General features: G+C 71.6%; 9 protein-coding genes and 1 pseudogene. 7 read left to right on the forward strand and 3 right to left on the reverse strand.

Annotation, left to right across the window (positions count from 1 at the left end):
• Positions 1 to 19: 19 nt before the first annotated feature.
• The 3 genes from PV796_RS04000 to argG all read left to right on the forward strand — a co-directional run bounded on the left by PV796_RS04000 (position 20) and on the right by argG (position 3,903).
• Positions 20 to 724, forward strand: a complete 705-nt coding sequence (locus PV796_RS04000) for a class I SAM-dependent methyltransferase (RefSeq protein ID WP_274911465.1) — start codon at positions 20 to 22, stop codon at positions 722 to 724.
• A gap of 124 nt (positions 725 to 848) precedes the next feature.
• On the forward strand, positions 849 to 2,288 hold the full coding sequence (locus tag PV796_RS04005; RefSeq protein WP_274911466.1) for an amidase: 1,440 nt from the start codon (positions 849 to 851) through the stop codon (positions 2,286 to 2,288).
• Positions 2,289 to 2,457: 169 nt separating this feature from the next.
• On the forward strand, positions 2,458 to 3,903 hold the full coding sequence (argG, locus tag PV796_RS04010) for an argininosuccinate synthase (protein WP_274911467.1): 1,446 nt from the start codon (positions 2,458 to 2,460) through the stop codon (positions 3,901 to 3,903).
• 108 nt (positions 3,904 to 4,011) lie between these two features.
• Here argG and PV796_RS04015 read toward each other — a convergent pair whose 3' ends face one another.
• Positions 4,012 to 4,872, reverse strand: a complete 861-nt coding sequence (locus tag PV796_RS04015; RefSeq protein ID WP_274911468.1) for an alpha/beta fold hydrolase — start codon at positions 4,870 to 4,872, stop codon at positions 4,012 to 4,014.
• A gap of 204 nt (positions 4,873 to 5,076) precedes the next feature.
• Here PV796_RS04015 and PV796_RS04020 point away from each other — a divergent pair, with 204 nt between their 5' ends.
• Entirely contained in the window at positions 5,077 to 7,284 is a 2,208-nt protein-coding gene (locus PV796_RS04020) for an ArnT family glycosyltransferase (protein ID WP_274911469.1), read from the forward strand.
• A 90-nt stretch (positions 7,285 to 7,374) separates the two neighbouring features.
• Here the strand turns inward: PV796_RS04020 and PV796_RS04025 are convergent, their stop codons facing one another.
• Positions 7,375 to 8,835, reverse strand: coding sequence for an alpha/beta hydrolase (locus PV796_RS04025; protein ID WP_274911470.1), 1,461 nt, complete (start codon positions 8,833 to 8,835; stop codon positions 7,375 to 7,377).
• A gap of 115 nt (positions 8,836 to 8,950) precedes the next feature.
• On the opposite strand from PV796_RS04025, the pseudogene PV796_RS04030 reads away from it, so the two are divergent.
• The 3 genes and pseudogenes from PV796_RS04030 to PV796_RS04040 form a co-directional block, all read left to right on the forward strand.
• Positions 8,951 to 9,436, forward strand: a pseudogene (locus PV796_RS04030) (class I SAM-dependent methyltransferase); the annotation flags it as partial.
• A 283-nt stretch (positions 9,437 to 9,719) separates the two neighbouring features.
• Positions 9,720 to 12,005, forward strand: a complete 2,286-nt coding sequence (locus PV796_RS04035) for a molybdopterin cofactor-binding domain-containing protein (RefSeq protein WP_446750672.1) — start codon at positions 9,720 to 9,722, stop codon at positions 12,003 to 12,005.
• 39 nt (positions 12,006 to 12,044) lie between these two features.
• A complete protein-coding gene (locus tag PV796_RS04040; RefSeq protein WP_274911472.1) occupies positions 12,045 to 12,521 on the forward strand; it encodes a (2Fe-2S)-binding protein in 477 nt (158 codons plus the stop codon).
• Between the two features lie 341 nt (positions 12,522 to 12,862).
• Here the strand turns inward: PV796_RS04040 and PV796_RS04045 are convergent, their stop codons facing one another.
• Entirely contained in the window at positions 12,863 to 13,384 is a 522-nt protein-coding gene (locus tag PV796_RS04045; protein WP_274911474.1) for a DinB family protein, read from the reverse strand.
• Between the last annotated feature and the right edge of the window lie 130 nt (positions 13,385 to 13,514).

The following is a 13,514-nucleotide window of genomic DNA, read 5'->3' on the forward strand; positions in this document are numbered from 1 at the left end:
GTCGCCTAAAGTCGCCGGCATGGTTGAGCCTGACTATCTCGCCGCGGTCCGGGAGTCGTACGACAGCATTGCCGGCGCTTATGCCGAAGTGGTCAAGAAACCAGTGGAGTTGGACCCGGTGTCGCGCGCCGTGTTGGGCGCGTTCGCCGAGTTCGTGCGGGTGGGCGAGCGTGGTCCGGTCGCGGATCTGGGGTGCGGGCCGGGGCATGTGACCGCGCATCTGGTGGAGTTGGGGGTGCCCGCGTTCGGCATCGATCTGTCGGCGAGGATGGTCGAGTTGGCGCGGCGGGCCCACCCGGGCGTGGGGTTCACCGTGGGGTCGATGACCGCGCTGCCGCTCCCGGACGACGGACTGGGCGGCATCCTGGCGTACTACTCGACCCACCACACACCGCCGGAGGCGCTACCGACGGTGTTCGCCGAGTTCCATCGCGCCCTGGCGCCCGGCGGTCAGATGATGTTGGCCGGTCAGGTGGGGAACCGCGAGCGTCGTCGTCCGACGCATGCGTACGGCGGCCATCCGGTGTCCTACGAGTCCCATCGACTGCCGTTGGAACGGATCGCGGAACTGCTGGGGCGGGCCGGGCTCGTCGTCACCGCGCGACTGGAGCAGACCGTCGGTGACGCGGGCGGTGGCGGCGGTGGGCGGAGGGTCGGTACGTGCCTGGCGCGGAAGCCGGAGCGGGGAGAGCAGGCCGGACGGATGCCGGTCGGGCCAACGTGACCGCCGCAGGCAGCCCCTTCAGGACGTCGATGCCGTTGAAGGCGTTGGAGCGGACCGGGGGGCGATCGTTACCGGGTGCACCGGATTCCGTGTCGAACCCCCAGGCCCCGGGCATGGACCCCATGTGACCGAAGAACTCTGTCTGTTGAGCGCGCTGGAGCAGGCCGCGGCCCTGCGGCGCGGGGACGTCAGCGCCCGGGAGCTGCTCCGGGCGCACCTGGACCGGATCGAACGGCTCAACCCGGTGGTCAACGCGATCGTCACATTGGTGCCGGACCGGGCCATGGCGGAGGCGAAGGCGGCCGACGAGCGACTGGCCCGCGGGGAGGAGGTCGGTCCGCTGCACGGGCTGCCGATGGCGCACAAGGACACCCACCTCACGGCCGGCATCCGCACCACCTTCGGCTCCCCGGCGCTGGCCGAGCACGTACCGGACGTCGACGACCTGGTGGTCGAACGGCTGCGGGCGGCCGGCGCGATCACCCTCGGCAAGACCAACGTCCCGGAGTTCGGGGGCGGTTCGCACACCTTCAACCCCGTTTTCGGGGCCACCCGCAACCCCTACGACCCGACGCGCTCCGCGGGCGGCAGCAGCGGGGGCGCGGCCGCGGCGCTGGCCTGCGGTCTCCAATCCCTGGCCGACGGCAGCGACATGGGTGGCTCGCTGCGCAATCCGGCCGCGTTCTGCAACGTCGTCGGGCTGCGCCCCTCGCCGGGCCGGGTGCCGAGCTGGCCGGGCGAGGCGGCCTGGTCGACGCTGACCGTGCAGGGGCCGATGGGGCGCACCGTGGCGGACGCGGCGCTGGCCCTGTCGGTGCTGGCGGGCCCGGACGACCGCAGCCCGATCGCGCTGTCCGAGCCGGGTTCCTCGTTCGCCGGGCCGCTGTCGGGCGACGTCACCGGGCTGCGGGTCGCCTGGTCGCCGGACCTCGGCGGCGCGGTGCCGGTCGACCCCGAGGTGCGGGCGGCGGTGGCCGCCCAGGTGCCGGTGTTCGAACGGCTCGGCTGCCGGGTCGAGGAGGACTGTCCGGACTTCGCCGGCGCGGAGGAGGTGTTCCGCACGCTGCGCGCCTGGCAGTTCGAACGGGCGCTGGGCGGGCTCGTGGACCGAAGTCCGGAACTGGTCAAGCCGGCGCTGCGGTGGAACGTGGAGTGCGGACGGCGGCTCTCCGGCCCGGACATCGGGCGGGCCGAGGCGCTGCACACCGCGCTGTACCACCGGGTGCGGGAGTTCTTCACGCGCTATGACGTGCTGCTGCTCCCGGTCAGCCAGGTCGCGCCGTTCGACGCGTCGGCGGAGTACCCGGCAAAGATCGACGGGGTCGCGCAGGAGACCTATCTGGACTGGATGCGGTCCTGCTACTTCGTGAGCGCGGCCGGCAATCCCGCGCTGTCGGTGCCGGCCGGCTTCACCGCCGGCGGGCTGCCGGTGGGCCTGCAGATCGTCGGCCGCCACCGGGCCGACCTCCAGGTGCTGCGGGTCGGCCACGCCTACGAGCGGGCAACCGGGCACGGGACCCGTAGGCCGGCATTCGCCGCGCTGACGCCCCCGGAGACCGACTGACCACGCAGGAGGCCGACCGGCAGCACGCCCCCGACCCGCGACCCGAGCCGCCGCTCCGGCACGCCGACAGGCGCCACGCGACGCCGCACAGACTCCCCTACAGACACCGCCCAGACACCGCACCCACCCCCGCATTGCATGACCATGCGAGATGATGCATACTCTTCCCATGTCTAAGGTCCTCACCTCTCTCCCCGGCGGCGAGCGCGTCGGAATCGCCTTCTCGGGCGGCCTCGACACCTCGGTGGCCGTCGCGTGGATGCGCGACAAGGGCGCCATCCCGTGCACCTACACCGCCGACATCGGCCAGTACGACGAGCCCGACATCGCCTCGGTGCCCGGCCGTGCGAAGACCTACGGCGCCGAGATCGCGCGCCTGGTCGACTGCCGCGCGGCGCTGGTCGAGGAGGGTCTGGCGGCGCTCACCTGCGGGGCGTTCCACATCCGCTCGGGCGGCCGGGTGTACTTCAACACCACGCCCCTCGGCCGCGCGGTCACCGGCACGCTCCTGGTGCGGGCGATGCTTGAGGACAACGTGCAGATCTGGGGCGACGGCTCGACCTTCAAGGGCAATGACATCGAGCGGTTCTACCGCTACGGTCTGCTCGCCAACCCCAAGCTGCGGATCTACAAGCCCTGGCTCGACGCGGACTTCGTGACCGAGCTCGGCGGCCGCAAGGAAATGTCGGAGTGGCTGCTCGCCCACGACCTGCCCTACCGCGACAGCACGGAGAAGGCGTACTCCACCGATGCCAACATCTGGGGCGCCACCCACGAGGCCAAGACGCTGGAGCACCTGGACACCGGCGTGGAGACCGTCGAGCCGATCATGGGCGTGCGGTTCTGGGACCCCGAGGTCGAGATCCTCCCCGAGGACGTGACGATCGGCTTCGACCAGGGCCGCCCGGTGACGATCAACGGCAAGGAGTTCGCCTCCGCCGTCGACCTGGTCATGGAGGCCAACGCCATCGGCGGTCGGCACGGCATGGGCATGTCGGACCAGATCGAGAACCGGATCATCGAGGCCAAGAGCCGCGGTATCTACGAGGCGCCCGGCATGGCCCTGCTGCACGCGGCCTACGAGCGCCTGGTCAACGCGATCCACAACGAGGACACCCTCGCCCAGTACCACAACGAGGGGCGGCGCCTGGGTCGGCTGATGTACGAGGGCCGGTGGCTGGACCCGCAGGCCCTGATGGTCCGCGAGTCGCTCCAGCGCTGGGTCGGCGCGGCCGTCACCGGCGAGGTCACGCTGCGGCTGCGGCGCGGCGAGGACTACTCGATCCTCGACACCACCGGTCCCGCGTTCAGCTACCACCCGGACAAGCTGTCCATGGAGCGCACCGAGGACTCGGCGTTCGGCCCGGTGGACCGGATCGGCCAGCTCACCATGCGCAACCTCGACATCGCCGACTCGCGCGCCAAGTTGGAGCAGTACGCCGGCATCGGCCTGATCGGCACCGCCAACCCCGCGATCGGCGCCGCCCAGGCGGCCGCGACCGGGTTGATCGGCACCATGCCGGAGGGCGGCGCCCAGGCGATCGCCTCCCGCGGTGCGGCGTCCGACGCCGACGAGCTGCTGGACCGCGCCGCGATGGAGTCCGGGACGGACTGACCCGCTCCCCGCTCCCCCATGGGCCGGCTCGACACCGAGGGTGTCGGGCCGGCCCGTTGCCGTGTCCCGCTGCGGTGCCGGTGGTGGCGTTCCCCGGCACCGGCCGGATCAGGCGGGCAGGTCGCGGACGAAGCCGGCGATCAACGTCGCCACCGCTTCCGGGGTCTCCAGGACCATGGCGTGGCCGGCCTCGACCCGGGCGACGCTGATCGTCGGCCGGACGCGGGCCAGTTCGGCCAGTTCCGCGGCGAGCCCGCGCGCGAAGCGTTCGGCCAGTTCGGCGAACCACCCCGCCACCGGCATCGGCCCGTGCGGCCGACCGGCCTGCACCAGCAGCAGCGGGCGGGTCACCCCCGCCAGCCAGGACGTGACGCCGAGCGCACCGAGCCGGTCCAGTTCGTCGAACATCTGCTGCGCCGCCGGCCGTTCCGGCAGCGTCTGCCAACCGCCGCCGGGAATCGGTCGCGCGGCCGCGCGGGCGGCGGCCTCCGCGCGGTCCGCGGGAATCCCGTACCGGGCGGCGTGGGCGACCTCGTCCTCGATGTACTCGGGCGGGGCCACAACTCCGGTGGCAGCCCTGAGCAGTTCCCCGACCCGTTCGGCGCCGGGGTACTCGCCGGGCCGGCCCCACCAGAAGCCGTCCAGATTCACGGCGGCGCGGACGACGTCGTCATGGGCCCGTGCGTACTCGACCGCGGCCAGCCCGCCGAGCGAAGTCCCCACCATGACCGGCGCCGTGACGCCGTGCGCCGCCAGGGTCCCGGCGATGCCGCGCACCGCGGCGGGCATCGTCCACGGGGAGAGATCCGGGGAACGGCCGTGCCCGGGAAGGTCGAGGGCGAGGACCCGGTGCCCCGCGGTGAGCTCCCCGGCGACGGCGTCCCAGTCCGCGTGCGACCGGCCCGCACCGTGCAACAGCACCAACTCCGGGCCGTCGCCCCCGTGATCGCGAATATGCAGCAGCGTCATGGCCCCACGGTAGGGGAACGCACGGGTCCCAAGGGGCCGAAGTGCGCGATGAGTCCGACGGACCTGGGCACGGGTAATGAATCGCGCCGCGCGGATTAAAGACGGAATCAGGTCGGTAAAGGGTTTCCCCGCATCCGGTGAGAAATTCCTTGAAAAGGCCGGCTGCGGCCTAGGGGGCCACGAACATGCCGAAGACTTCTGCGCATGGCTACCACAATCCTCGACAGAACTGCCCCCACCGGCGGCACCGACCGCCGCGCGCCCTGGCGATCACCGGTGGGTCAGCCCGCGTACGCGCGCCCGGCGCTGCTGGTCATCGCCGTGCTTGCCGCCGTGCTCTACGCGTGGGGGATCAATCACAGCCATTACCACACCTTCTACGCCAACGCCGTGCGCAGTATGACGGAGAGCTGGCGGGCGTTCTTCTACGGTTCCTTCGACCCGGGCAATTCCATCACCCTCGATAAACTCCCGGGATTCCTTTGGCCGCAGGCCATTTCGGCCCGGATATTCGGCTTCCACCCCTGGGCGGTGACGCTCCCTCAGGTGCTGGAGGGGGTGGCGAGCCTGCTGGTGCTGTACCGGGTGGTGCGCCGCTGGGCCGGCGAGAAGGCGGCGTTGCTCGCGGCCGTCGCGTTCCTGTTGACGCCGGTGGCGGTGGGGTTGTTCCGCACCTCCGTCGAGGACCCGCTGTTCACGCTGTGCGTGCTGCTCGCGGCCGAAGCCACCCAACGGGCGGCGGAATCCGGCCGGTTGCGACCACTGGTGATGGCCGGTGTCTGGGTCGGCATCGGCTTCCAGTCGAAGATGCTGGAGGCGTGGGCGGTCCTTCCCGCGCTCGCCGTGGTGTACCTGCTCTCGGCGCCGGTCCCGCTGCGCAAGCGACTGGCGCGGCTCGGGATCTCCGCGGTGGTGATGTTCGCCGTCTCCGCCTCGTGGATGGTGGTCGTCGCCCTCACCCCGGCCAAGGACCGTCCCTACGTCGACGGCACCACCAACAACTCTGCGTTCAGCATGGTGGTCGGCTACAACTTCCTCAACCGCTTCTCGTCGCTGGGCATCAGCGCCGCCTCCACCGGCAGCATCAGCGCGACCCGGGGCGGTGGCGGCCAGCACGGAGGCCATGACCAGGGCCCCGGCGACGGTCGCGCCGAGGGCCACGGCAAGGGGCAGGGGCGGGGTGGTGGCGCGCCGTCGCCCGCCGCCATGACGCCAGGCACCGCCCAACTGCCTGACGCTGCACCGCACTTCGGGACTCATGACCACGGCAGCGCCGGCGACCCCAACGGCTTCGGAGGCGGCCGGAGCCAGGACGGTTGGTCGAAGATGTTCGGCCCCTCGCTCGCGTCACAGACCGGCTGGCTCTACCCGTTCGCCGCCGTCGCCCTCGGCTGCGTCCTCCTCTGGCGCCGCGGCCGGCCGCGCACGGACCGGCTCCGGGCCGGCTTCGTCCTCTGGGGCACCTGGCTGGCCACGTACTTCCTGGTCTTCAGCGCGGGCAGCGTCGGCGGGCACACGTACTACATGGGCGTGATCGCGGTGCCGCTCGCCGCGCTGACCGGCGGCGGCCTGACCATGCTGTGGCGGGCGTACCGGACCGGCGGACGGCGTGCCTGGGCGCTGCCCGGTGCGGTCGCCGCGACGGTGGCGTGGGGCGCGTACCTGACCGGCGCATTCCCGTCGTTCCTACCGTGGTTGGCGCCGGCGATGGGCACGTTGGGACTGGCCGCCGTCGCCCTGCTGGTCCTCGCCCGGCCCGGCGGCCCCCGGCGCGGCGGTCGGCTGGCCCTGGCCGGGCTCGGCGCGTCGCTCGTCGCGGTGCTGCTCGCGCCGAGCGCCTGGGCGGTGCAGGTCTTCAACCCGACGTACGGCACCTCCGGGATGGGCGCGGTCGGCCCGTCCGGCATGCGCGGCGGCGCCCACGGGACGGGGAAGGCACCGCGCGGCGGGCACCCGAAGGGTGGATTCGGCGAGTCCGACGGCCAACTCACCGCAGCTCAGCGCAAGTTGCTCGACTACACCACCGCCCACCAGGGATCGGCCGCCTACGCCTTCGCCACCAACGGCTGGAGCAACGCGTCCCCGTACATCCTCGCCGCGGGCACCCACGTCCTCGCCCTGGGCGGCTTCAGCGGCCAGGTGCCGTTCCCCACCGAGGCCGGCTTCCGGCAACTGGTCAACGCGGGCCAGGTCCGCTACGTCCTGCTGGGCCAAGGCCGCGGCACGGGCGCGGCGTTCGGCGGCGGGGGCGGCAACGGCACGACGTCGACCAGCCGGATCACCGACTGGGTGCGGTCCGCCTGCACCCGCGTCCCGGCCGCGGCGTACGGCGGCGCGCAGGCACCGGCGGCCGCCACTGCCCGGGAGGGCGGCGGCGCCCAGACGCTCTACCGGTGCGCCCCGGTGCGCTAGCCGGCGGACGCCGACAGACAACCGCCCCCGCCCGTGTGCTCACGGGTCGGGGGCGGTGTCGCGTTGTCCGCGGTGGGCCTACCGGGTCGGTCAGGTACGGGCGGACGCGGTCGGGGTGTGGACGCGCTCGGCGAGCCAGGGCAGCGCGTCCGAGAAGGCGGCCGAGGCCAACTGCCAGGTGTGGCCGCCGGGTTGGGCGTGCAGCGTGCAGGCGATGCCCTTCTTGGCGGCGGCGGCGCAGAGCTTCTGCGCGTCGGCCGTCTGATTGCCCATGCCGTCGCCGGGGATGTCGCGCCCGCCGAAGCCCACCGGTCCCGGGCGGGTCATGCTGCCGCCGTGCCCGTGCGGGTGCCCTGGGTGGCCGCCCTGCCGACCGCCGTTACCGCCGTGTCCGCCCGGGCCGTTGCCGCCCCAGCCGCCCCGTCCGCCGGGGCCGCCGGAGCTGCTGTTGTCGAACCAGCCCGCGGTGTCGGCGTAGCGCGGGTGGTGCGCCAACACGGTCAGCGGGTCGAACCGCGCCCAGGCCGCCGTGCTGCCGCCGTACAGCTCCTTGATGGTCAGTTGCTTGGTGCCGACGATGGGCCCCTCGTCCCCCGCGATGTCCTCGAAGCTGCCGAACAGCTCCGGATGCATGACCGCGAGATCGACCGCGCAGGTACCGCCCATGGAGAAGCCGACGACGCCCCAGTCGGCCGCGGCGGGCGAGGCGCCGAAGTGCGAGACGACATAGGGCCGGACGTCCTTGGTGAGGTGGTCGGCCGCGTTGCCGCGCGGGCCGTTGACGCACTCGGTGTCGTTGTTGAAGCTGCCCCCGGAGTCGGCGAACACCAGGATGGGTGCCTGGCCGTGGTGGGCCTTGGCGTAGGCGTCGATGGTGGAGATCGCGCCCCCGGTGCGGATCCAGTCAGCGGGCGTGTTGAACTCGCCGCCGACCATCATCAGCACGGGCAGCCGCGGGTGGTGCGCCCCCTCGAACCAGGCGGGCGGCAGGTACACGTACTCCTCGCGGTGCGTGAAGTGACTGGCGGTGTCGGGGACGTTGACCCCCACCACGCGACCGGTGGTCATCGTGCCGCCCTTGTTCTGCAGGGAGCTCAACTGTGCGGCGTCGACCTGGTCGGGCAGCGGTCCGGCGCTGATCTGCGACCACGCCTCCTGCACGGTCGGGAAGTAGCCCACCCACTGGTTCAGCACCAGTCCCGTGCACAGCAGGCCCATCGGGATCACCGGCACCGACAACAGGCGCCGCCACCACCGTGCGCTGCGCCAACCCAACACGGCGACCGCCAGTGCCGCCGCGGTGATCCCGATCCACACCCACAGCGAGGTGGGCGCCGGGTCGGTGGCGAGCGCGTTGGCGTTCACGTACCACATGGCCAGGAGCGCGGCGAGGAGTCCGACGGCGCCGGCGACGGGCAGCCAGACCAGCCGCCAGCGCCGGGTGCGCCAACCGATGACGAGGACGAGCAGTACGCCGGCGACGATCTGGAGCGTCAGCGGCAGCCAGCCGTCCAGGAGCGAAGTGCCGGAATGCCAGGCAGACGTGGGCACGTTTCCGTGCGGGGGAGCAGAGAGGTACACGAACAAGCAGCGTGCGCTGATCGACGAGCGCCCACAATAGGCACCGAATGAGGAAGCGGTGAGAATTCCCTTAAGGGGTCGCCCCGGGCCGGTCGCCGAGTTGGGATGCGGTCCGGGAATGGTGACCGCGCGTCTGCGGGGCCTGGGGTTGGACGCCTTCGGCATCGATCTGTCGCCGGTGATGATCGGGCTCGCCCGGGAGGCGTACCCGGAACTGCGGTTCGAGGTCGGTTCCATGGACGCCCTGGACCTGCCGGACGGCGGGCTGCGGGGCGTCGTGTCCTGGTACTCGGTCATCCACACCCCGCCGCCGGAGCTGCCCCCGTACTTCGACGAGTTCCGGCGGGTGCTCGGGCCCGACGGGCATCTGTTGCTCGGGTTCTTCGAGTCGGAGGGCGGGCCGGTCACGGCGTACGACCACCGGGTGACGACGGCGTACCGGTGGCCGATCGACGAGCTCGCGGGACTGGCCCGCGGGGCGGGCTTCGTCGAGGTCGGCTGGATGCCGCGGGAGCCGAACGAGGGCGAGCGGTTCCGTCGGGGACATCTGTTGCTGCGCAAGGGCGAGTGACGGGGACAGGCAACGGCCTTTCGAAGCAGGGTGGTTGACGAAAGTCCGTCGGCCCGGTCGGTGTGGTCGTGTGAAGGCCCTGGGCAGACCTGCCCGCCCCGTGTTCTGTCGTGCGCATGGTTTCGCTACCATCCGGTAGTTCGATCAACGATGCTCCGCGGAGGGACAGATGATGGACACTCAGGATCGTCTGCCACGGGAGCACGACCACACCACCGCGCCAGGCACCCTCGACGTCCAGGCCATCCCCAACACCCCGGACACCCCGGACACCCGTTCCGGGATGGGCCGTCGGAGGTTCCTCGGCTACGTCCTTGCGGCGCCGACGCTGGCGGTGGCCGCGCAACTCGGCGAGGCCGCGGCCGGGCCCACCCCGGCGCACGCCGCGGCCCCCTCGCTCCCCGAGCTGACCGAGATCTTCGACCTCAACGACATGCTCACGACCGCGGCGCTGCCCACCTCCGGCCTCATCACCATCCACCTGCACACCGACGGCACGGCCTCGTTCGCCCTGCCGCGCGCCGAGGTGGGCCAGGGCATCACCACCTCCACCGCGATGCTGGTTGCCGAGGAGTTGGACCTGCCGCTGGAGAAGGTCCGCGTCACACTCGCGGACGCCCGCCCGGAGTTGCTCTTCAACCAGCTCACCGGCGGTTCCAACACCACCATCTCCACCTACACGCCGATCCGCGTCGCCGCCGCGATCGCCAGGAAGCGCCTCCTGGCGGCCGCCGGCGAGCTGCTCGGCGCCGAGATATCCACGCTGACCAGCAAGGCGGGGGTGATCACCGCCCCCAACGGCCGGAGCGCCACCTACGGTTCGCTCGCCGAGAAGGCCGCGAGCCTGAAGACCGTGCGGGTGGCCACCGACCTCAAGCCGCGCTCCGAGTTCTCGGTCATCGGCACCTCCCGCAACCGCGTCGACGCGCTGGCGAGCGTGACCGGCCGCAAGCAGTTCGCCATGGACCTGAAGGTGCCTGGCGCCGCCCCGACCATGGTGTGCCGGCCGCCCACGGTCAACGGCACGGTGCGGGCCGTGCAGAACCTCGCGGCCGTGCGGGCGATGCCCGGCGTCACCGATGTCGTGACCATCCCCACCGGCGTGGCGGTGCGCGCCCGGACCTTCGGGCAGTGCATCGACGCGGTGCGCGCGCTCAAGGTCGACTGGGGCCCGGGGACGGCCGAGCGGGCGTCCGACGACACCGTACTGCGGGAGCTCAGGGCGGCCGAAATACCGCTGGTCGTACCGAAGTTGAACGTGCTGGCCAAGACCGTCGAGGGTTCCTTCACCTTCCACTTCGCCAGCAACAGCGCGTTGGAACCCAACTGCGCGGTGGCCGACGTGCGACCGGACCGGGCCGAGATCTGGGGCGCGCTCAAGTCACCGATCGTCGCGCAGGGGAAGATCGCGGCGAAGTTGGGACTGTTGCCGAGCGCGGTCACGGTGCATGTCACCGAGGGCGGCGGCTCGTTCGGCCGCAAGCTGTTCTTCGACGCCGCGTTGGAGGCCGCCGAGGTCTCCAAGGCGATGGGCAAGCCGGTCAAGCTCATGTGGCACCGCACCGACGAGTTCCGGCAGGGCCGCACCCACCCGATGGCCACCTCCCGCATCCGCGCCACGCACGTCGGGGGCAGGGTGCTCACCTACGAGCACCGGCACACCTCGGTGTCCACCGACTTCGGCCACGGGCTGGGCGAGATCATCACCGCCACGGCCGCCAAGCTGCCGGTCGGCGACCTGACCTTCTCCGAGACCATCTTCACCCTCACCCAGCAGACGCCGTACCGCCTCGGGCTCACCACCCAGCTCCTCAACGAGGTGGACAAGGGCTTCAACACCGGCAGCATGCGCAACATCTACTCCCCGAACGTCCGGTGCGCACAGGAGCTGATCATCGACCGGCTCGCGGACGAGATGGGCAAGGACCGCCTGCAACTGCGGCGGGACCTCATCAAGACCGACCGGGCCAGGGCCGTGCTGGACAAGGTCGCGGAAGTCGGTGACTGGGGACGGAAGTTGCCGGCCGGCATCGCGCAGGGCATCGCCGTGCACCCCGAGTACCACGGGGTCGTCGCGGTGCTCGCCGAGATCGACTGCCGCCCGGAGACCACCGGCCGGCACGTCCCCGACGCCTACACCGGACCGCGCGTCACCAAGGTCGTCTGCGCCGTCGACGTCGGCCTGGCCGTCAATCCCAAGGGCCTCGAAGCCCAGATGATGGGCGGCATCATGGACGGCATCGCGGTCACCCTCTCCTCGGGCCTGCACCTCAAGGACGGGGCGTTCCTGGAGGGCAGTTGGGACAACTACTTCTACACCCGCCAGTGGAACACCCCGCCCGAGCTGGAGATCGTGGTCATGCCGCCGACCGGCGACAAGCCCGGCGGCGCGGGGGAACTGGCCGTCGGCGCCGCCGCGGCCGCGGTCGCCTGCGCGTACGGGGCGGCCACCGGCACGATGCCCACCACCTTCCCCCTCAACCACTCCGGCCCGCTCGGCTTCGAGCCGCTGCCGACCGTCCCCCCGATCCCGCAATCGCCGACCGACGGCCTGAACCGCGCCTACTAGACCCGTTGGCAAGGGCCTACCAGAGCGCAAGGAGCGACCGTGCCCGAACACACCTTCATCCTCAACGGCAAGGCCGTCACGGTGGACGTCGAGGACGATGTGCGGCTGCTGTGGGTGCTGCGCGACGTCCTGGGCGTCACCGGGCCGAAGTACGGCTGCGGCCTCGGGGTCTGCCAGGCATGCACCAGTCACCTCAACGGCAAGGCGTTCAACCCCTGTTCCGTGCCGGTCAAGAACGTCCGGCCGAACGACGAGGTCACCACCATCGAGGGCCTGCCGGCCACCGTGGGCAAGGAGCTGCACCCCATGCAGGAAGCCTGGTTGGAGCGGGACGTGGCGCAGTGCGGCTACTGCCAGCCGGGCCAGATCATGGCCGCGGTCGCCAAGGTCAAGCAGGCCCGCGCCAACGGGCACGAGATCACCGAGACCGACCTGGACGAGATCCGCAACGTCTGCCGCTGCGGCACCTACCACCGCATCCGCGAGGCCATCGTCGAGGGGGCGAAGCACTTCTGACGTCTCGCGGCAACTCCGCATCGGAGTCCGAGGCCGGCGCTTCGCGGTACGGCCCGGTGATGAGGTCGGCCATCGCCGGTTGCGCCGCGATCTCCAGGGCGATCCGGATCCCGGCGACGATGCCGGCGCGATCCTTGGCCGTCGTCAGGTAGTTGTGCACGATCCGGGGCGCGGCGTCCGGGAGCGGGGAGCGCACGAGGCGGCCGGCTTCGCGTCCGGATACGACAAGACCGCCGCTTCCTGCGAAGCAGCGGTCACCCTTGCGTCGATCCTGCACCGGCAGGATCACCTTGCGGACGGCTTCCGGCGCGGGGCGGTGGTGCCCGGGAGTGCGGGCGGGGTCACCAACCCCGGGCGCCGTCGGTCAGTTCGCGCAGCAGATCGGCATGGCCGGCATGCCGGTTCGTCTCCGCGACCTGGTGGCACAGCGCCCAGCGCAACGTGTAGTCGCCGTCGACCTGTTCGCCGGTGCTCTCCAGGTCCAGCGACGCGATGACCTTGTCGCTGGTGTGGCAGGCGGCCTGGTAGGCGGCGATGAGGCGCTCCGGCCCCTCGTCGTCGGTGACCCGCCAGTCGCCGTCGGGGTCCTCCTTGCTGAACGGCATGGGGAGTTCCAGGCCGCCGAGTACGTTGGCGAACCAGTGGTTCTCACCGGTCACCAGGTGCTTGAGGATGCCGCCCAAAGAGATACCGGATGTGGTGTGGGCGCGCCTCAGGTCTTCTTCTCCCAGTCCGGCCACCTTTGCGATGGCGGTCGCCCTGGCGAATTTGAGAAAGGCCCAGAGCATTTCCTTTTCGCCCAGTTGGTGAGCGGGGATCTTGCGTCCCTCGGTGCCGAGGGCGACTGGGACCTGTAGCGACATGTGTCTCCTCGCGGTCTGGTGGTGAACCCGCAGGCGTGCGTCGCCTGCGGGGGTTCGGCCTCGGCCCGTGGAACGGGGCACTCCGCCTGGTCTGCCAGGGCCTGTCCGAACCTGATGCGTCGGGCAGGCC

Source organism: Streptomyces sp. WZ-12 (assembly GCF_028898845.1).
GTDB lineage: Bacteria > Actinomycetota > Actinomycetes > Streptomycetales > Streptomycetaceae > Streptomyces.

What these genes read in the sequence shown, in the direction of transcription:
- PV796_RS04015 (WP_274911468.1), bottom strand. Translation starts at nt 4,872, where the DNA reads ATGACGCTGCTGCATATTCGCGATCACGGGGGCGACGGCCCGGAGTTG.
- argG (WP_274911467.1), top strand. Translation starts at nt 2,458, where the DNA reads ATGTCTAAGGTCCTCACCTCTCTCCCCGGCGGCGAGCGCGTCGGAATC.
- PV796_RS04045 (WP_274911474.1), bottom strand. Translation starts at nt 13,384, where the DNA reads ATGTCGCTACAGGTCCCAGTCGCCCTCGGCACCGAGGGACGCAAGATC.
- PV796_RS04020 (WP_274911469.1), top strand. Translation starts at nt 5,077, where the DNA reads ATGGCTACCACAATCCTCGACAGAACTGCCCCCACCGGCGGCACCGAC.
- PV796_RS04000 (WP_274911465.1), top strand. Translation starts at nt 20, where the DNA reads ATGGTTGAGCCTGACTATCTCGCCGCGGTCCGGGAGTCGTACGACAGC.
- PV796_RS04035 (WP_446750672.1), top strand. Translation starts at nt 9,720, where the DNA reads ATGGGCCGTCGGAGGTTCCTCGGCTACGTCCTTGCGGCGCCGACGCTG.